The sequence below is a fragment of the Proteus sp. G2626 genome (assembly GCF_009915985.1).
GTDB lineage: Bacteria > Pseudomonadota > Gammaproteobacteria > Enterobacterales > Enterobacteriaceae > Proteus > Proteus vulgaris.
In genome coordinates, this window is sequence record NZ_JAABNH010000009.1 from 285,867 (window position 1) to 306,434 (window position 20,568).

At 39.0% G+C, this 20,568-nt stretch carries 17 protein-coding genes; 3 read left to right on the forward strand and 14 right to left on the reverse strand.

The window, feature by feature from the left end:
* Positions 1-17: 17 nt before the first annotated feature.
* The 7 genes from carA to ribF all read right to left on the reverse strand — a co-directional run bounded on the left by carA (position 18) and on the right by ribF (position 8,437).
* Positions 18-1,181 carry a glutamine-hydrolyzing carbamoyl-phosphate synthase small subunit gene (gene carA / locus GWJ05_RS05670; RefSeq protein WP_036932969.1) on the reverse strand — a complete coding sequence of 388 codons (1,164 nt, stop codon included), beginning with the start codon at positions 1,179-1,181 and terminating at the stop codon, positions 18-20.
* Positions 1,182-1,616: 435 nt separating this feature from the next.
* On the reverse strand, positions 1,617-2,438 hold the full coding sequence (gene dapB / locus GWJ05_RS05675; protein WP_036932970.1) for a 4-hydroxy-tetrahydrodipicolinate reductase: 822 nt from the start codon (positions 2,436-2,438) through the stop codon (positions 1,617-1,619).
* 224 nt (positions 2,439-2,662) lie between these two features.
* Positions 2,663-3,616, reverse strand: coding sequence for a 4-hydroxy-3-methylbut-2-enyl diphosphate reductase (gene ispH / locus GWJ05_RS05680; RefSeq protein ID WP_036932971.1), 954 nt, complete (start codon positions 3,614-3,616; stop codon positions 2,663-2,665).
* The gene (gene fkpB / locus GWJ05_RS05685; RefSeq protein WP_036932972.1) at positions 3,597-4,067 is read right to left on the reverse strand and encodes an FKBP-type peptidyl-prolyl cis-trans isomerase; all 471 of its coding nucleotides are present in this window, start codon (positions 4,065-4,067) and stop codon (positions 3,597-3,599) included. Before fkpB ends, ispH begins: the two co-directional genes overlap by 20 nt.
* 69 nt (positions 4,068-4,136) lie before the next feature.
* A complete protein-coding gene (lspA, locus tag GWJ05_RS05690) occupies positions 4,137-4,652 on the reverse strand; it encodes a signal peptidase II (protein WP_161681161.1) in 516 nt (171 codons plus the stop codon).
* Between the two features lie 3 nt (positions 4,653-4,655).
* Positions 4,656-7,466 (reverse strand): isoleucine--tRNA ligase, encoded by a 2,811-nt coding sequence (gene ileS, locus GWJ05_RS05695; protein ID WP_036932974.1) that lies wholly within the window; start codon positions 7,464-7,466, stop codon positions 4,656-4,658.
* Between the two features lie 29 nt (positions 7,467-7,495).
* Positions 7,496-8,437, reverse strand: coding sequence for a bifunctional riboflavin kinase/FAD synthetase (gene ribF / locus GWJ05_RS05700; protein ID WP_036932976.1), 942 nt, complete (start codon positions 8,435-8,437; stop codon positions 7,496-7,498).
* Positions 8,438-8,867: 430 nt separating this feature from the next.
* On the opposite strand from ribF, the gene rpsT reads away from it, so the two are divergent.
* A complete protein-coding gene (rpsT, locus tag GWJ05_RS05705; protein ID WP_004248964.1) occupies positions 8,868-9,128 on the forward strand; it encodes a 30S ribosomal protein S20 in 261 nt (86 codons plus the stop codon).
* A gap of 72 nt (positions 9,129-9,200) precedes the next feature.
* Here rpsT and nhaR read toward each other — a convergent pair whose 3' ends face one another.
* Positions 9,201-10,121 carry a transcriptional activator NhaR gene (nhaR, locus tag GWJ05_RS05710; protein ID WP_036932977.1) on the reverse strand — a complete coding sequence of 307 codons (921 nt, stop codon included), beginning with the start codon at positions 10,119-10,121 and terminating at the stop codon, positions 9,201-9,203.
* Positions 10,122-10,311: 190 nt separating this feature from the next.
* Positions 10,312-11,490 carry a Na+/H+ antiporter NhaA gene (gene nhaA / locus GWJ05_RS05715; RefSeq protein ID WP_036932978.1) on the reverse strand — a complete coding sequence of 393 codons (1,179 nt, stop codon included), beginning with the start codon at positions 11,488-11,490 and terminating at the stop codon, positions 10,312-10,314.
* 450 nt (positions 11,491-11,940) lie between these two features.
* Between nhaA and GWJ05_RS05720 the strand changes: the two genes are divergently transcribed.
* The gene (locus GWJ05_RS05720; RefSeq protein WP_087802944.1) at positions 11,941-12,786 is read left to right on the forward strand and encodes a DMT family transporter; all 846 of its coding nucleotides are present in this window, start codon (positions 11,941-11,943) and stop codon (positions 12,784-12,786) included.
* Positions 12,787-12,861: 75 nt separating this feature from the next.
* On the opposite strand, the gene dnaJ is transcribed toward GWJ05_RS05720, so the two are convergent.
* The 5 genes from dnaJ to tal form a co-directional block, all read right to left on the reverse strand.
* A complete protein-coding gene (dnaJ, locus tag GWJ05_RS05725) occupies positions 12,862-14,001 on the reverse strand; it encodes a molecular chaperone DnaJ (RefSeq protein WP_036932979.1) in 1,140 nt (379 codons plus the stop codon).
* Positions 14,002-14,106: 105 nt separating this feature from the next.
* Positions 14,107-16,032 carry a molecular chaperone DnaK gene (gene dnaK, locus GWJ05_RS05730; RefSeq protein WP_036932980.1) on the reverse strand — a complete coding sequence of 642 codons (1,926 nt, stop codon included), beginning with the start codon at positions 16,030-16,032 and terminating at the stop codon, positions 14,107-14,109.
* Between the two features lie 493 nt (positions 16,033-16,525).
* A complete protein-coding gene (gene mog / locus GWJ05_RS05735) occupies positions 16,526-17,113 on the reverse strand; it encodes a molybdopterin adenylyltransferase (protein ID WP_036932982.1) in 588 nt (195 codons plus the stop codon).
* Between the two features lie 223 nt (positions 17,114-17,336).
* Positions 17,337-18,320 (reverse strand): tetratricopeptide repeat protein, encoded by a 984-nt coding sequence (locus tag GWJ05_RS05740; RefSeq protein ID WP_103005020.1) that lies wholly within the window; start codon positions 18,318-18,320, stop codon positions 17,337-17,339.
* A gap of 183 nt (positions 18,321-18,503) precedes the next feature.
* On the reverse strand, positions 18,504-19,457 hold the full coding sequence (gene tal / locus GWJ05_RS05745; RefSeq protein ID WP_036932984.1) for a transaldolase: 954 nt from the start codon (positions 19,455-19,457) through the stop codon (positions 18,504-18,506).
* Between the two features lie 304 nt (positions 19,458-19,761).
* Here tal and yaaA point away from each other — a divergent pair, with 304 nt between their 5' ends.
* Positions 19,762-20,544, forward strand: a complete 783-nt coding sequence (gene yaaA / locus GWJ05_RS05750; RefSeq protein ID WP_036932985.1) for a peroxide stress protein YaaA — start codon at positions 19,762-19,764, stop codon at positions 20,542-20,544.
* The last annotated feature ends 24 nt before the right edge of the window (positions 20,545-20,568 follow it).

Sequence of the window (20,568 nt, forward strand, 5' to 3'; positions counted from 1 at the left end):
TTTCTTTCGCTCCTGATTTATTTTGTTGTTACTGATTGCAGGTTTTGACGATATTGCGCGATTAGCTCGATAAAGTGATCAAAAAGAGGTGCGGCATCATGTGGCCCAGGGCTGGCTTCTGGATGGCCTTGGAAACTGAACGCAGGTTTATCTGTACGATGAATACCTTGCAAAGAACCATCAAATAGAGACTTATGTGTCACACGTAAATTGGCAGGAAGTGAAGTTTCATCAACGGCAAATCCATGATTCTGTGCTGTGATCATCACGGTATTTTTATCTAAATCTTTTACAGGATGGTTACCACCATGATGCCCAAATTTCATTTTGATGGTTTTTGCACCGCTAGCTAACGCTAAAAGCTGATGACCTAAACAGATACCAAAGAGAGGAATATCGGTTGTTAAAAACGTTTGAATGGCGTTAATGGCATATTCACAGGGCTCTGGATCCCCGGGGCCATTTGAAAGAAAAATACCATCAGGTGAAAGCGCTAAAATATCGTGTGCTGATGTCTGTGCTGGTACAACGGTGACTCGGCACCCCCTATCCACCAGCATACGTAAAATATTACGTTTCACACCAAAATCATATGCCACAATGTGCAATGGCAATTCATTCGCTGATTTAGCTTTGGGTAATTCACTCTCTAGTGTCCAACTTCCTTGAGTCCACTGATAAGGCTGTTTAACGGTTACTGTTTTGGCTAAATCCATTCCTTTTAAACCCGGAAATGATTTAGCCTTTTCGAGCGCAACATGGGTATCTAGGCAATCCCCTGCGATAATACAGCCATTTTGTGCGCCTTTTTCTCTCAATAAGCGCGTTAGCTTACGTGTATCAATATCTGCAATTGCAACGATATTATGGCGTTTAAGATAATCAGATAATGTTTCTTGTGCACGATAATTGCTCATCACTAATGGTAAATCACGAATAATTAAGCCTTGAGCATGGATGGTTTCTGATTCTTCATCTGAATGATTAACGCCGGTGTTGCCAATGTGGGGATAGGTGAGAGTAACAATTTGTTGGGAGTAAGACGGGTCGGTTAATATTTCTTGATAACCAGTCATTGAAGTATTAAAAACGACTTCACCGATGGCGGCGCCTTCTGCGCCAATCGACTTGCCGTGGAATTCGGTCCCATCTTCTAGAACCAGTATAGCTGATTTAATCAAAACGCCCTCCAGAGAATAATAAATCACATTTCATGCATATTAATTCAGATTTAAGCCTCTAAATCAATGCCAAAAACATAAAATTGGGCAAATTTTTGGCAAATTGGGCGCATTCTAAAGATCCCTTAGGCAGATGTCTAGAAAAAACACCTTTTTAATTAAAAAAACATCAACCATTAGCAATCTAATCAACCAAGTGACAATTAATATAACAAATCTTACGAATTTAACCGTTTGCTTACTAAGATAATTTAAAAATGAGACTTTAAAAGGAAATACAGCAGAATACTGTCTACTTTTAGAAAAAAAACAGGAAAAAGCAAGGGATAAACAAGAAAAACAAGAAAGAAGAGAAAAAAATAATCAACAAAAGAAAAAAAACTCATAGTTAAAAAAATAACCATGAGCTTTCAATATATTACAAATAACAATAAATCATAAATCCTCTAAAGAAAGCACATCTTTCATATTATAAAGACCTGATTTTTTAGAACTTAGCCAAATAGCCGCCTTTACTGCGCCATTTGCAAATGTCATTCGACTAGAAGCCTTATGGCTTATCTCGACGCGTTCGCCAATATCAGCAAAAATCGCGGTGTGTTCACCCACAATATCCCCCGCACGAATGGTAGCAAAACCAATACTTTGGGGATCACGCTCTCCTGTATACCCTACTCGCTCATAGACAGCGCATTTTTTAAGATCACGGCCTAATGCATCGGCAATAGATTCACCCATTGCTAATGCAGTGCCTGATGGAGCATCAACCTTATGGCGATGATGTGCTTCTACAATTTCAATATCACTGTAGGTTCCCATCACTTTAGCCGCCTTTTCAAGTAATTTAAGCACTAAATTAACACCAACACTAAAGTTGGCAGCAAACACGATGGGGATAATTTTTGCTGCATCATCTATGGCTTTTTTACCTTCATCATCAAAGCCTGTCGTGCCAATAATCATGCCTTTTTGTTGTTCCACACAAAACTCAATATGTGAAAGAGTGCCTTCTGGGCGTGTAAAATCAATTAATACATCAAATGCATGCGCTTGTGCTAATAGGTTATCGGATACTGTGACACCAATATGACCAATGCCAGCCAATTCACCCGCATCCGAGCCAATCAATGAAGAATTTGTACGCTCAAAAGCAGCACCTAGCACGGTTCCTTCTTGTTGAGAAATTGCCTGAATTAATTGGCGTCCCATGCGTCCACCTGCACCCACAACAGCAAGACGAAGTTCTTTTGCAGACATAACTAAATTTCTCCTTAACAATACTTATGATCTCTATTTATTGTTTACAGATTAGCGATGTCATCCGTTTGATGCCAGCATTTAACGTTCCAGATAAGAAAAACACACCAAATCGTACTAATTATCAGTAAAAGAGATGAGTAGCATGATTATTCATTTAACTTTAGGTATAAAAAAAGCAGAGATTTCAACTCTGCTTTTAAAAAACTCTCTTTTTATATGCCTTATTCAATAACTTTATAATCGAGTCGAAGCTCTTTAGGCACTTCAAAAACAATGTTTTCTTCTCGTCCTGATAATTCGATGACTTCATCAGCACCAAAGCTTTTTAAACGCTCTAACACCTGCTGTACTAAAATATCAGGCGCAGAAGCCCCCGCGGTCACTCCGACAATATTAACATCAGTCACCCATGACTCATCAATATCTTCAAAACTATCGATAAGATAAGACGGTTTCCCTGCACGCTGTGCCAATTCTGCTAAGCGGTTTGAATTCGATGAGTTCTTAGAACCAACAACAAAAACAACATCGGCTTTTTCAGCAAGTTCTCTTGCCGCTTCTTGGCGATTCGTTGTTGCATAACAAATATCGTCTTTACGAGGTCCAATAATTTTGGGAAAACGCGTATTTAAAGCATCAATCACTTCAGATGTATCATCTACAGAAAGTGTTGTTTGTGTCATAAAGCAAAGATTGTCTTCATCTTTGACTTCTAATTTCCAGACATCCGCAGGCGATTCAACTAAATACATCCCCCCTTCAGGGTTACTATATTGCCCCATTGTACCTTCAACTTCGGGATGTCCAGCATGACCGATTAAAATCGCCTCTTTACCTTTACGACTCGCTCTTGCCACTTCCATATGAACTTTAGTCACGAGTGGGCAAGTGGCATCAAAAAGCATCGTTAAATTACGCGAGCGAGCTTCTTGGCGAATGGCTTGAGAAACACCATGAGCTGAAAAAATTAAAATCGCGTTATCAGGCACTTCTGAAATTTCTTCAATAAAAATAGCGCCACGTTCACGTAAATCGTTAACCACATAACGGTTATGAACTACTTCGTGACGAACATAAATAGGTGCGCCATAGATTTCCAGAGCACGGTCAACAATGCTGATAGCTCGGTCAACTCCCGCACAAAAGCCTCGTGGGTTAGCCAGCAATATTTGCATGTGTTGTTTCCTCCTCAGGATCGATACTGACCACTTCAATATCAAATGTCACTTCTTCTGACGCTAACGGATGATTAAAATCGACAGTGACGGAATCTTCAGTGACATCTCTTACAATGCCCGGCATTTCACTGCCATTCATTGCTGTAAATAGCATGATAGTGCCCGCCTCAGGCACACCAGATTCTGCAAAGTCAGAAGGCATAAAGTATTGGATCAAGTCAGGATTATATTTACCAAAAAGATGTTCACCTGCAAGCGTAAAGGTTTTTTTATCTCCCGTTGATAACCCCAATAATTCAGCTTCTAAGGCTGGCGATAAACTTTCATCACCTAAACGAAAAAGAGCGGGTTTACCATGTGCTTGTGTAGATTCAGCAACAGAGCCATCGGCTAATTTTAAAGTGAAATTCAACAATACTGCGCTGTTGTTGAGTACCTGCATAACCATACTAATACCTTCTATTAAGCGTAACCCCCGCCATAAGGCAGGGGTTATTTTAGTTAACTCATTGTCTGATTACTTTTGCTTTTTTGTATCTTGCGGGCTGACATTTTTATCAGGGAAAAAGCTTTCAATGATAATAAGCCCAGCACCAATACAAATCCCCATATCAGCAATATTAAAAGTGGGCCAATGCCAATCTCCGACATAAACATCAAGGAAATCGATAACAAACCCGTGGATCAGACGATCAGAAAGATTACCCAATGCTCCGCCAATAATAAGCGCATAAGCAATGTTACTTAGTCTGGCACTCGCTTTATTTTTATACATCATCACTAATAAAGTAATGCAGATTGCTAATGCAATCAGTGCAAAAAACCAACGTTGCCATCCCCCTTTATCCGCTAAAAAGCTAAAGGCAGCACCATAATTATGTGCGTAAGTGAAGTTGAAAAAAGGTATTACGGCAACAGATTCATACAGACGAAATGTCTGCATGAAATACTGTTTCGTACCTAAATCCAACACCACTACAGCGATCGCTAGCCATAACCAGCGTAAACCTGTAGAGCAAAGTGTTTTCTTCATTAATTAAGCAAACTTACGTTCTTCACCGTTACCGGCTACGTTAGTAACACAGCGTCCACATAACTCAGCGTGTTCCGCTACTTGACCGATATCTGTTGCATAGTGCCAGCAACGAGGACATTTTTCACCATCGGCTTTGTTAAAGGCGATTTTTAAACCCGCCATATCAGACACTAATGCTGTTGCTGGTGCATCATTAATATCTGCGACTGTCGCTTGAGATGTTAATAAAACAAAACGCAGTTCATTACCTAATGCATTTAATTTGTCTGCCAATTCTTTATCTGCATACAGTGTGACGGATGCTTCTAAAGAGCCACGCAGTTGTTTATCTGTACGCGCTTGCTCTAATACCTTATTGACTTCACCACGAACGGCCAGTAATTCAGCCCAGTAATCATCATTTAAGGTTTCGGATGCATCTAAACCAAATAAATCGGTATACCACTCTTCAGTTAAAACGTATTTTGCACGTTCACCTGGCAGTTCATTCCAGATCTCATCAGCAGTGAATGACATAACTGGCGCCATCCAACGGACTAATGCTTCAATGATGTGGAATAATGCTGTTTGGCAACTACGACGCGCAACGCTATCGCTTTTCGCGGTGTATTGTCTGTCTTTGATGATATCTAAGTAGAAAGAGCCCATTTCCACTGAACAGAACTGCATTAAGCGCTGAATAACATTATGGAAATCGTAATTTTCATAATGTTTTAGGATATCCGCTTGTGCTGCTTTCGCACGACCTACAGCCCATCGATCAAGTGTCACCATCTCTTCTGGCTTAACTTGGTGTTTTGCAGGATCAAAACCGTTTAAGTTCGCTAAGAAGAAACGTGCAGTATTACGAATACGACGATAAGTATCCGCCGCACGTTTTAAGATTTCATCTGAAACGGCAATTTCACCCGTATAATCTGTTGATGCAACCCATAAACGTAAGATATCAGCACCTAATTTATCCATCACATCTTGTGGACTAACAGTATTACCAATAGATTTGGACATTTTACGGCCTTGTCCATCTACGGTAAAACCGTGTGTTAACACTTCACGGTAAGGCGCTTTGCCTTTAATTGCGGTTGATATCATCAGTGAAGACATAAACCAGCCACGATGCTGGTCAGAGCCTTCTAAATACATGTCAGCAGAATTACCATGGAATTCAGGGCGATCATCGACAACAGTTGAGTGTGTTGATCCTGAATCAAACCAAACATCCAGTGTGTCTGGTGTTTTCATGTAATCGTCAGCTTCATCACCCAGCACTTCGCGGATATCTAAATCCCACCATGCTTGAATCCCACTCACTTCAACACGTTTTGCAACTTCTTCCATCAACTCTAAAGTACGTGGATGTGGCTCTTGAGTCTCTTTGTGGACAAACAGAGACATTGGCGTCCCCCAAGTCCGTTGACGAGAAATACACCAGTCTGGACGGTTCTCAACCATTGATTCAATACGTGCTTGGCCCCAATCAGGGATCCATTTAACACCTTTGATCTCTTTTAATGACTGTTGACGTAACCCGTTTTTATCCATACCAATAAACCATTGTGGTGTTGCACGGAAAATAACTGGAGTTTTATGTCTCCAACAGCAAGGATAACTGTGCTGCAACGCTTCATGATGTAACAGAGCGCCTTTTTCTTTTAGCAATTCAACAATGACATCATTTGCTTTAAAAACAAAAACGCCATCTAATGTTGGATAAGTGCCAGGTAAATAACAACCATTTGGCCCAACTGGGTTTGCAACTTCTAAACCGTATTTTTGGCCAACCACGAAGTCATCAGGACCATGGCCTGGTGCAGTATGTACCGCACCAGTACCCGCTTCTAAAGTAACGTGATCACCTAAAATAGCAGGTACATCAAAGCCCATAAATGGATGATTAAAGCGCAACAGTTCTAGATCTGTACCTTTACATTCACCTAAAACAGCCCAGCCAGTTACGCCAATACGCTTCATTACGCCTTCAACAAGATCAGCCGCCAAAATCACGCATTCATCATTAAAAGAGACTAAGGCATAATTAAACTCTGCATTTAATGCGATAGCGCGGTTAGCAGGTAATGTCCAAGGCGTTGTTGTCCAGATAACCAAAGAAATTGGTTTATCTGTTGCTGAACCAAATTTAGCAGCAACGGCTTTTGAATCTACGGCGGTGAAACGCACATCGATAGAAGGGGATGTTTTGTCGTAATATTCAACTTCGGCTTCTGCCAGTGATGAACCACACGCCGTACACCAGTGAACAGGTTTCGCCCCTTTTAACAAGTGACCATTTGCGATAATACGCGCTAATGCACGGATAGTATTCGCTTCGGTTTTATAATCCATTGTAAGATAAGGTTTTTCCCAATCCCCTAGAACACCTAAACGAATAAAATCTTTTTTCTGTGCTTCGATTTGCTCGTAAGCGTATTTACGACATTCCTCGCGGAATTGTGCTGCCGATATTTTTTCTCCTGGTTTACCTACGATTTGTTCAACTTTTAGTTCGATAGGTAATCCGTGACAATCCCATCCTGGAATGTACGGAGAGTCAAAGCCTGACAGCCCTTTGGATTTAATAATAATATCTTTGAGAATTTTGTTTACTGAGTGACCAATATGAATATTGCCGTTGGCGTATGGAGGGCCATCATGCAAAATAAATGTTTTTTTACCACTTTTAGCCTGACGAATAGCTTGATACAAACCTTCTTTGTACCAACGTGATAACATCTCTGGTTCGCGCTTTGCTAAATCCCCGCGCATAGGGAACCCTGTTTCTGGTAAGTTCAGGGTATTTTTATAGTCACTCATTCGATTCTCAGTTCCAATTTTCCGCTAGTTTATGACTCCGACCGCTGTGATAAAAAATCCCTAGCAGTAGCCACATCATCTGCGATTTGCTGCTTCAATGCATCCAATGATGCAAATCGCTGTTCATTACGTAATTTCTTTCGTAACACAACATCAATACAACGTCCATATAAATCCATATTAACGTCGATTAAATGAACTTCTAATTGTACGCCCTTCCCTTTTACAGTTGGGCGACTTCCGATATTTGCCACACCAGGCAAAGGCAATTGATTATCTGATAAATAGACATCAACGGCATAAACACCTTTCACTGGTGCAACCAAGCGCTTCATTGGAATATTGGCTGTCGGAAAACCAATAGTTCTACCCAATTCATTACCATGAACAACTCGTCCACAAACACTGTAAGGGTGTCCAAGAAGTGATTCAGCAAGCACTAAATCATCATTGAGTAACGCTTCTCGTACCGCGGTGCTACTGATACGTAATCCTTTATCGCAATAACTTTCTGTATTCGCGACGTCAAATCCATACCGAACGCCCGCTTGTTGCAAAAAGTGGAAATCACCTTCACGATGTTTGCCAAAGCGAAAGTCATCACCAATAGCAAGAAACTTCACCCCTAATTTATTGACCAGCAGGGATGAAACAAACTCTTCAGGTGTTTGTGCAGCAAACTGTTTATCAAATTTGACACACAAAAGGTAGTCAATACCACATTCAGCCAAATACTTTATCTTGTCTCGCAAACGAGTCAGACGTGCTGGCGCCTTTTCTGGTAAAAAGAACTCAAGTGGCTGAGGCTCAAATGTCATCACAACCGTGGGTAACCCTCGTTGTGAAGCTTCTTGCTTCAAATGTTTCAATAATGCCTGATGGCCTCGATGGACACCATCAAAATTCCCAATCGTCAGAACGCAACCATGATGTAGCGCTCTAATATTCTGTATACCGCGAATTAGCTCCATAACTGGCTCAATACCGTGGAAATTATTGGATTATACCTTGTCAAAGGCTTGAGAGTAACCCAATATATCAATGTTTATTGATGAGTAATATCTCAACGAGTCGATTCACTGTTATTCTTAAATGTGACTACTCACATCAAACAAAAATGGACTATCACTCACTTCTTGGTTATAAAATCGCATAAAATCAATCGTAGATCCTATTAGAATCTATTATTTATTACTCATATACACGATTTTGATGATTTTTTCACTCAAAGGACTGTATTCTACCCGTCTTAACTGATAAAATCTTGCGCCATCACAACGAAACAAGTGTCGCGTACAACGACGCTAATTTTGTATAAATCCATTGACAAACTTAGGTTGAAAAGGCATATTCCTTCACCTTTGTATTTGTCCTCGCTAGAATATATTTGGGAGTTGGAACTTGGCTAATATCAAATCAGCTAAGAAACGTGCGGTTCAGTCTGAAAAGCGTCGTCAGCACAACGCAAGCCGTCGTTCTATGATGCGTACTTACATTAAAAAAGTATACGCAGCAGTTGCTTCAGGTGATAAAGAAGCAGCACAAAAAGCATTTAATGACATGCAACCAATTGTTGACCGTCAGGCAACTAAAGGCTTAATTCATAAGAATAAAGCTGCACGTCATAAAGCTAATCTGCAAGCACAAATCAAAGCAATGTAATATTGCTTTCTTGTGTTATAAAAAACCGGCTTAAGCCGGTTTTTTATTTTCTCCCTTTGAACTGCAACCCACTTATGGGCTTACAACACTCTTTTTATCTCCATTAAAAAGTGCCGAAAAATCAGTATTACAAACACGTTGAACCGCTGGATGTTGGATCATTCGTTCTGCAAAAATCGCGTAGTACTCTTCTTTTACAGTGTCGAGCATCCCAATCTCTTCGATATTACTATGAGCGAAAGTTTCATCGGTATACAGTGAAGGTGCAACAAAAATAGCATTATAATTTAATCCAAATGCTTTCATTAATGCCGCATCATCAAACTCTCCCAATATTTCCACTTGCAGATTTTTATTGCGTATCCACGTTAATAAATGGCGACCTAACATATATCGACGACCTGGAATGAGTAGTTTTCGCTCTTCTAAGCATTCAGGAAATGGTTTTTCAGGAAGTGGGTGACTGCAAAAAAAGCTCATATTACATTCACCGAGTTTTACAGAAAATAAACCTTCTTGCTGAGAAGAATCGACCGGGCAATCTGATAAAATCATATCCAGTTTATGCTGACTTAATTGTTCTAATAATAATTCATGCGTTGATTCAAAACAGCGCAGGTGGATTTGCTCATGATCAATCACAGCTGTTTCCAATATGCGGCTAACTAGTTGTTTAGATAATGCATCTGCGACACCGACATCAAATAATAAGCTCGATTCACGACTATAGTTGACGATATCCAGCATTTCTTGACTTAGCATAAACATTTTATCAGCATAACGGAAAATAAGTTGCCCCAATTCTGAAGGAACCAGTCCCCTTCCTTGGCGTTTAAACAACTTACCACCTAATCTTTCTTCTAATGCTTTAATCTGCCCTGTAATTGTCTGAGGTGTCAGATACAGGGCTTCTGCTGCACCTACAACAGAGCCTTCTTTACACACATGCCAAAAATAATAAAGATGGTTAAAATTGAGATGTGACACCCGCATAGTTATCTTCCTTTCAACTTCTGTGATCTAGACACAGACTATGTAATAACGCATTAGTTTGCGATTGGCTTTCCTTGCATCCAATCCTCATAAAAACACCTACGGCACAATACACTGTATTGCACCGTAGGTTTAAATATATTGCTCGGTATTTATTGTGTTGAGAAACTCAAATCCGTAATAAATTTCCTTATATTGACTTCGTTTTTAACTTCGGTAAAACAGAACGAAGCAACAAATATCCCACAATAGCAGCTATCGTTGAACCTACTAAAATACCAAGCTTAGAGTAGGTATTATAAGCTTCATCTGCACCATCAAAAGCTAATCCTGCGATAAAGATAGACATAGTAAAACCGATACCACAGAGCACAGATACTGCAAATATTTGTTTAAGATTAATCGCATCTGGTAATTTTGCAATGCCTAGTTTTACCGAAACCCAACTAAAGAGGAAAATTCCGATCGGCTTACCTAAAAATAGGCCTAATGCGATACCTAATGGTAATGCTGATAACATACCATCCAATGTCACTCCATTTAAGGATACCCCTGCATTACTAAATGCAAACAGTGGCAAAATTAAATAAGCAACCCAAGGGTGTAGCACATGCTCTAATTCCTCAGAAGGTGAATCACCTTCATTATTTCTTAATGGGATAAGGAACCCGACGATGACACCCGCAATGGTGGCATGAATGCCTGATTTTAAAATACACACCCACAAAATAAATCCAAGAACCAAATAAGCTGCGGTATTACCAACTTTACGCCAATTCATTAGGCCTAGAGTAATAACAATCACCCCAGCCAAAGCCAACGGCATCAATGCAATACTCTTTGAATAAAAGAGTGCAATAATCACAATAACGCCTAGGTCATCGATAATCGCCAAAGCTAATAAGAAAACTTTTAACTCAACAGGGACACGTTTACCTAATAGCGCCATAACGCCCAATGCAAATGCAATATCCGTTGCCGCCGGAATAGCCCAACCTTGTTGCCCAACAGCATCTGTATGATTGAACATGAGATAAACTAATGCAGGCGCTAACATCCCTCCCACAGCAGCAATTGCAGGAAAAATAGCTCTATCACGTTGAGCTAAAGAACCTTCTTTTAACTCGCGTTTAACTTCTAATCCAACCACTAAAAAGAAAATAGCCATTAAGGCATCATTTACCCAAAGCAAGAGTGGCTTATCAAGTTCGAATGCACCAAACTTGATCATGATAGGAATAGATAAAAACTCATTATACAAAGCACTTAGAGGTGTATTCGCCATAATCAATGCGATAATAGCAGCAATAATCAGAAGAATACCGCCTGATGCCTCTAATCTCAAAAATTGTCTAATAATTGCCGTCATAATATTAACCTCAAGATTACTAATCTTGTTAATAATATGCTAACCATGAATTCGTAAAAAACAGTTTATTTATGGATAATAGCTCGGATTATTCGAATTAAATAGGAAATATTAAGAGAAACAAGATAGGTAGTCGAAATTAATCAATATTATTTCCCAATAGAGAAAATAAAAAATAATTAAATTAATTAAATTTAATCTATTGATAAATAGCTAATATTTTAACAAATAAGTAAAAATAGACATCTAATTGAATAAATACTCCCAACTGATAAAATAGAGCAAATAGACTAATTTTCAACCACACCAAACAATACCCTTTCTCTCTTTTTTATTTACAGCATCCTAAGATTATAAGAAAAAAGAAAATGTTATATATTTCACTATTTAACCATTGTGCTATGGTTTTATAAAAATAATTTTCGCTTTTGTACTAAGGCTTCTATCAATATGTCGATTACCATTTTTGTTGCCGTACTATTTGCCGCTGTCTTCCATGCATGTTGGAATGCATTAGTCAAAGTCGGCAGTGATCGATTTCTAGGGATCTCGTTACTGACCTTTTTTTCAGGTATTGTAACAATCCCCGCGCTGTTTTTGGTTGGATTACCTGATATAGGTGCATGGAAATGGCTTATTCTTTCCGTCCTATTTCATATTGGTTACACACTCTCTTTAAGCCGATGTTATACCTTGGCAGACTTTAACCAGATCTACCCAATTTCTCGTGGTAGTGCACCATTAATGACCGCAGTTCTTGGTTTTTTTCTTTTTCATGAAACACTCCCCATTACTGGATTAATCGGTATTCTATTGATTATTTTAGGTATTATCCTTATTTCACGTAGCCGAAAAATAGCAACACTGAATTTGCGTAAAGATGCGCTCTTTTTTGCGCTCCTTACTGCATTATTTACCGCAAGTTATACTCTATCTGATGGTAATGGATCCCGTGTGGGTGAAACACCTTTTGCTTATATTTTGTGGCTCTTCTTTTTAAATGGTATTGCGATGTATTTACTGGCATGGCTTCGTTATCGCCAGTACTTAAAAACCAAAATAAAAGATTATTGGAAGCCCGCGTTTTTAGGTGGTGTCATGCAATTAGTCAGTTATGGCATTGTAATTTGGGCAATGAGTCATGCCTCTATTGTGCTTGTCGCGGCATTAAGAGAAACCAGTGTACTATTTGCCATGGTCTTATCTGTTTATTTGCTAAAAGAGCAATTTAACCGTAAACAACTCTTAGCGTGCTTAGTCATTTTAACGGGGATTGTCGCCATCAAGATGGGATAATATTGAGCCATATTAAAATAAAAAGGCCCGATGATAAATACTGTCATCAGGCCTTTTTGAAAGGGGGAATAAAAATTATTTGGTTAAATCATCAAAGAATTTTTTCACACCATCTAGGAAGCTTTTAGAGCGCGGTGTATTTTTCTCACCACTTTTACCACCAAATGATTCACCAAGTTGTTCCATTAACTCTTTTTGTTTCTCATTGAGTTTAACCGGTGTTTCAACAACAACACGGCACATCAAATCACCGACAGTGCTACTACGTACTGACTTGACGCCTTTACCTTTCATACGGAACATTTTGCCCGTTTGAGTTTCTGCTGGGATTTTAAGTTTTACACGGCCATCCAGTGTAGGAACTTCAATTTCGCCTCCCAAAGCCGCAATCGCAAAGTTAATCGGAACTTCACAATACAGGTTATTGCCATCACGCTCAAAAATATGATGTTGGCGAACATGAACCTGTACATATAAATCGCCTGCTGGTGCACCATTTTCACCTGCTTCACCTTCACCACTTAAGCGAATGCGATCACCCGTATCAACGCCAGCTGGAATTTTAACAGACAGGGTTTTATAACGCTCGACACGACCATCACCATGACATTTAGAGCAAGGCTCTTTAATCACTTTACCTCGACCATGACACGTTGGACATGCTTGTTGTACAGTGAAGAAGCCTTGACGTAAATGAACCTGACCCGCACCATGACAGGTAGAGCATGTTTCAGCTGATGTACCTTCTTTAGCACCGCTACCATGGCATTTGTCACATGTTTCTAGTGTAGGTATACGAATTTCTTTGGTAATACCACGAACAGCTTCTTCAAGCGTTAAGTCCATGTTGTATTGTAAGTCAGACCCTCGTGATGCACGTTGTTGACGGCGACCACCACCAAAAATATCACCAAAAACATCACCGAAAATATCACCAAAGTCAGCGCCACCACCGAAACCACCACCACCTTGGCCACCAAACCCGCCTTGCTCAAAGGCTGCATGGCCATATTGATCGTAAGCAGCACGTTTCTGTGCATCACTTAAAATTTCGTAGGCTTCTTTGATTTCTTTAAATTTTGATTCTGACTCTTTATCACCCTGATTACGGTCTGGGTGATATTTCATTGCTAAACGCTTATATGCACGTTTAATTTCTTTTTCGTCGGCACTTTTACTTAAACCGAGTACTTCGTAAAAATCTCTTTTCGCCATTCTAGATTACCCTTGACATAAGCACACGGGCGTTGAGTTTCCTCGACGCCCGTGTTCGGTATCAGTAACTATTCACAGGTGAGTTACCGTGGCCCGTTAAGGGCATTATTTCTTGTCTTTACCGTCAACTTCTTCAAACTCTGCATCGACAACATCATCATCTTTCTTCGCACTCGCCTCTGCGTCAGCAGCATTACCTGCAGCACCCGCTTGTGCTTGTTGTTGTGCAATTTCTAACAGCTTTTCAGAAGCTTCAACTAATGCTTTAATTTTTGCTTCGATAGCGTCTTTATCTTCGCCTTTAGAAGCTATTTCTAACTCGCTTACCGCTTTTTCGATAGCTTCTTTATCGTTCGCTGGTAATTTATCACCAGCTTCTTCAATTTGTTTACGAGTACCGTGAACTAATTGGTCAGCTTGGTTACGAGTTTGCACTAATTCTTCAAACTTACGGTCAGCTTCTGCGTTCGCTTCTGCATCACGTACCATTTTTTGGATTTCTTCTTCATTTAAACCAGAAGAAGCTTTAATGGTGATGTTTTGCTCACGTCCACTGTTTTTATCTTTAGCTGATACATGCAAAATACCATCAGCATCAATATCAAAAGTTACTTCAATTTGTGGCATACCGCGTGGTGCTGCTTGAATACCATCTAAGTTAAACTGACCCAGCGATTTGTTATCGCTCGCACGTTTACGTTCACCTTGTAATACATGAATAGTTACTGCAGATTGATTATCTTCTGCGGTAGAGAACACTTGGCTATGTTTAGTTGGGATTGTGGTATTTTTCGCAATCAGAGAAGTCATTACTCCCCCCATTGTTTCGATACCTAAAGACAGTGGAGTTACGTCAAGTAACAGAACGTCTTTAACATCACCGGCTAATACACCACCTTGAACAGCCGCCCCCATTGCAACCGCTTCATCTGGGTTAACATCCTTACGTGGCTCTTTACCAAAGAAATCAGCAACGGTTTTTTGAACCATTGGCATACGAGTTTGACCACCAACCAGGATAACGTCGTTAATTTCGCTAACTTTCAAGCCTGCATCTTCTAAAGCAACACGTACTGGCTCCATTGAGCGTTTCACTAAATCTTCAACTAAAGATTCTAGTTTTGCACGAGTTACTTTGATATTTAAGTGTTTAGGGCCTGTTGCATCAGCAGTAACATACGGCAAGTTAACATCTGTTTGTTGTGCTGAAGATAATTCAATTTTCGCTTTTTCAGCAGATTCTTTCAGACGTTGCATTGCTAATGGATCGTTACGCAGATCAATGCCTTGTTCTTTTTTAAATTCATCAACTAAGTAGTTGATTAAACGGCTATCGAAGTCTTCACCACCTAAATGAGTATCACCATTAGTTGACAGAACTTCATAGGTTTTTTCGCCATCTACTTCATCAATTTCAATGATAGAGATATCGAATGTACCACCACCTAAGTCGTAAACAGCGATAGTGCGGTTGCCTACTTCACGATCTAAGCCGTAAGCCAGAGCTGCCGCAGTTGGTTCGTTGATAATACGTTTAACTTCAAGACCGGCGATACGCCCCGCATCTTTAGTTGCTTGACGTTGAGCATCGTTAAAGTAAGCAGGAACAGTAATAACGGCTTCTGTAATTGTTTCACCTAAATAGTCTTCTGCTGTTTTCTTCATTTTCTTCAGGACTTCAGCAGATACTTGTGGTGGAGCCATTTTATCGTTACGTGCTTCAATCCACGCATCACCGTTATCAGCTTTTACAATTTTGTAAGGCATGATAGCAACGTCACGCTGAACTTCACTATCTTCGAAGCGACGACCAATTAAACGTTTGATGGCAAATAAAGTATTTTGTGGGTTAGTCACAGCCTGACGTTTTGCTGGTTGACCAACTAAGATTTCACCATCTTGTGCATATGCAACGATTGAAGGTGTTGTGCGGTCACCTTCAGCGTTTTCAATAACCCGGGCATTTTTGCCATCCATTACAGCAACACAAGAGTTAGTTGTACCCAGGTCAATACCAATAATTTTACCCATTTAAACGCCTCCAAAGAGAATTCTTTATCAATTTGACTACCAATCTATATGAGGATGAATATTCATTTTTCAAGTCACAAATTAATAGACTTATTACAACATCATCTCAAAGCGGATATAAAATCAACGCAACTCAAGAGTGGTAATTGCAGTTGAAAAGAAGATGGGGTCATAAATACATTCATCAAGGGGAATCATGAAAAAAAATGCAAAAAATGCGAAAAAAATAGGTTAAACAAGCCTCAATAAACAAAAAAGGTTTATTTATCAATACATTACTTCAAAAATAAATAATATCATAACGAATTAATACAATTGACTGAAGATTAGACTCAAAATAGAACCACAATACATTGATAACAAAGTATTTTTAAAAAAAAAACACTAGGAAAAAGGGATTAAATAGAAATGAGGTTATTTTTGTACTACTTGAATATAGTATGAATTCTATCCACTCATACAAACAAACAGTTAGAATAACCTCTTAAATTATTTAGGCAGAAGTAGAACGACGGGCTGATTTTGGTCTAAATGCGGTAACAATATTTTCGTTTGTTTCAATGTAAGGACCATCTAACAATTGGATACAATAAGGCACGCTTGCAAAAATGCCACTCACAATGACTTTACCGTCACTGTCTTTTAACCCTTCCAGCGTTTCTGCAATCGCTTTAGGTTGTCCAGGTAAGTTTAAAATTAATGCTTGGTTACGTATAACACCAACTTGCCGAGACAAAATCGCTGTTGGTACAAATTTCAGACTAATTTGACGCATTTGTTCGCCAAAACCAGGCATCTCTCTATCTGCAATAGCCAAAGTCGCATCAGGCGTAACATCACGGCGAGCAGGGCCCGTTCCACCGGTTGTAAGGACTAAATGGCAACCCGATTCATCAACAAGTTCACAAAGTGTTTGCTCAATCATTAATTGCTCATCCGGGATCAACCGAGATTCGATATGAAAAGGCGTTGTTAACGCAGCTTTTAGCCAAGCCTCTAAAGCGGGTAGACCTTTATCTTCATAAACCCCACTTGATGCGCGATCAGAAACAGAAACTAACCCTATGCGTAATTCATTCATATCAACCTCAATTAATCAATGACCATCTAACTTACGCGCAGATATTACCATGAGAACACAAGAGAATTAAAAACAATCTCAATATATTACTGATGTTTAATATTTGATTATTGAGAATGGATAATAAAAAATGATAAAGATCTATATTTATTTATCGTTAGCTAAATATAGAAAAAGGGAGCATAAGCTCCCCCTCTTTAATCTTGAATAATACTAATTAATATTACTCATCAATATATTTAGCAATATAAGACGCAGCTAAACTTTTTGCTTCAGCTAATTGTGCTGCATTTAATGCACGAGCGGTGCGTTTTAGCATCGCTTCATCACCATCACCATTTTCAACGGCAACAGAGAACCATGCATAAGCTTCTTTCAGATCACGTTTAACGCCTTTGCCATAGTAATAATTTAACGCAAGGTTATTTTGCGCAAGACCATTACCTTGAATAGCTGATTTTCTGTACCACTCAACAGCTTTACGTGCATCTTTAGCCACACCATCGCCTTCATCGTACATCACACCTAAGTTATTTTGTGCGTCACGATTACCTTGGTTTGCAGCCTTGGTGTACCAAAAAACAGCTTTAGTGCCGTTACGTTCAACTCCTTCACCATCATCATAAGAGACAGCAAGATTGTATTGTGCATCAGAGTGGCCTTGTTCTGCTGCTTTTGTATACCAAACAACCGCTTTTTCATGATCTTGTGCTACACCAATACCTTCATCATAAGAGATACCGAGGTTGTATTGTGCATCACTATCACCTTGCTCACCGGCTTTAGTGTACCAATATACTGCTTTCTCATGATCTTGCTCTACACCATCACCATCATCATAAGAAACAGCTAGGTTATATTGTGCTAAAGAAACGCCTTGAACCGCAGCTTTGTTATACCAGTAAACCGCTTTTTCTGCATCACGCTCAATCTCATCGCTCATATCATACATAAGCGCTAAGTTTAACTGTGCTTCAGCATGGCCTTGTTCAGCAGCTTTGGTATACCATTCCAACGCTTTTTGTGCATCTTGTTCAACACCTTCACCATTCTCATATTTTACGCCCAATTGATATTGAGATGCTGAGTTTCCACTTTCAGCACTTTTTTCAATTGCAGGTAAAGAGAACGCGGTTTTACTCTCTGCCATTGCAGCGCCACTAAGAAATAACGATGCAAGTACCGTTGCCAAGACAATCTTTTTCATAATTCACCAATAATAAATAGAGTATTTTAATAATATATTTTTATAATTATTACTGGATAAATAATATATTCCAATCAATTTAATCTTAAAATTTTCTTAAATGTTATTTTGAGAAGAAAAAAATGAAAATACCCACCTATAAAAGATGGGTATTTAAGATTTTTATAAGAATTTAACGACGAATTATAATAAATCCGCAATCATTTTCTCTAATTTTTCCTGATCGACAGCAAATTTACGAATACCATCAGATAATTTATCTACTGCCATTGGGTCTGCATTATGTTCCCAATAGAATTGAGCTTCAGTGATAGCCTCTGGACGTGCTTTCACTTCACCTTTATAAGATAATTTATGTTCAACTTCGCCTTCAGCTTCTGATAATTCTTTTAGCAGTGCTGGCGCGATAGTTAAGCGGTCACAACCGGCTAATTCTAAAATCTCACCTATATTACGGAAGCTTGCGCCCATAACTACTGTGTTATAACCGTGTTGTTTGTAATAGTTATAGATTTCAGTAACAGAAATCACACCCGGATCTTCAGCAGGGGCAAATTCTTTTTTATCTGTATTGGCTTTATACCAATCCATGATACGACCAACAAATGGAGAAATCAGGTAAACACCTGCTTCAGCACATGCACGCGCTTGAGCGAAAGAGAACAGTAAAGTCAGATTACAGTTGATACCTTCTTTTTCTAATTGCTCTGCGGCACGAATTCCCTGCCAAGTAGATGCTAATTTGATAAGAATACGGTCGTTACTAATACCTGCATCGTTATACAGCTTCATTAAATGACGCGCTTTTTCGATACATGCTTGAGTATCATAAGACAGACGTGCATCCACTTCTGTCGAGATACGGCCAGGGATCAGTTTTAAAATTTCTAAGCCAATATTTACTGCCAGCTTGTCACAAGCATCAACGATTTGTTGTTCACGTGAATTGCTTTGTGAGCGAGCCCATTCAATCGCTTCATCAATTAATTTACGATATTCAGGAATTTGAGCTGCATTTAAAATTAAAGATGGGTTGGTAGTTGCGTCTTGAGGCTGATACAGTTTCATTGCTGCAATGTCGCCAGTGTCAGCAACAACGGTTGTCAGTTTACGCAAAGAAGTCAATTTGTTGGTCATTTTGTTTATCTCATCTACTAGGTAAATCTGTTTGCAGTCACCTGCGGATATCTATTGATAATAACATGGACTGCTCACACTACAAGACGCTTAAATTCATACAAAGCAATTATTTGAATGCCAAACGTTTTCGCGAAACAAAAACGGAAAAAAACAGAAGAATACCGCAAGCTGAATCGTTTAAATTATCGGTTTTTACCTCAAATAAGAGAAACCATTGTTTTTTCCTATCACTATAATTTAGCCTATTATCGACAGAATTTGTTATATTCGATCAATATTAAAATAGCCAATTGAGGGAATTATGCTAATTACTATTTCACCAGCGAAAACACTGGACTTCGAATCGCCTTTAGCAACAACGCATTTCACCCAACCTGAATTGCTAAAATATTCCCAGCAACTTATCGAAGAGTGTCGAAAGTTATCTTCAAGTGATATTGCAAGCTTGATGAAAATAAGCGATAAACTCGCCGGATTAAATGCAGCTCGTTTCGGTGAGTGGCAACCTAATTTCACACCAGAAAATGCACGCCAAGCCATTTTAGCATTTAAAGGTGATGTTTATACGGGAATGCAAGCTGAGCTTTTTTCTGAAGATAATTTTCAATTTGCTCAACAACATTTGCGCATACTTTCAGGTTTATATGGTGTATTGCGGCCTCTTGATTTAATGCAACCTTATCGCCTTGAAATGGGAGTAAAACTAAAAAATAAAAAAGGTAGGGATTTATACCAGTTTTGGGGAAACACCATTACAGAAACGCTAAATAAAGCTCTTGAAGAACAAGGTGATAACATTTTAATTAATTTAGCGTCTGATGAATATTTTAAATCAGTTAACCCACAAAAACTCAATGCAGAGATTATTAAACCCGTTTTTCTTGATGAAAAAAATGGCAAATTTAAAGTTATTAGCTTTTATGCTAAAAAAGCTCGCGGATTAATGAGCCGTTTTATTATTCAAGAAAAGCTCACTAATAAAACACAACTTAAAGAATTTGATTTAGAGGGTTATCAGTTTAATGCAGCCGCATCAGAAGGCAACACCTTAGTATTTAAACGCGCTGAATCACTCGTCAAATAAAAATATTTATCTTTAGTTATCAAC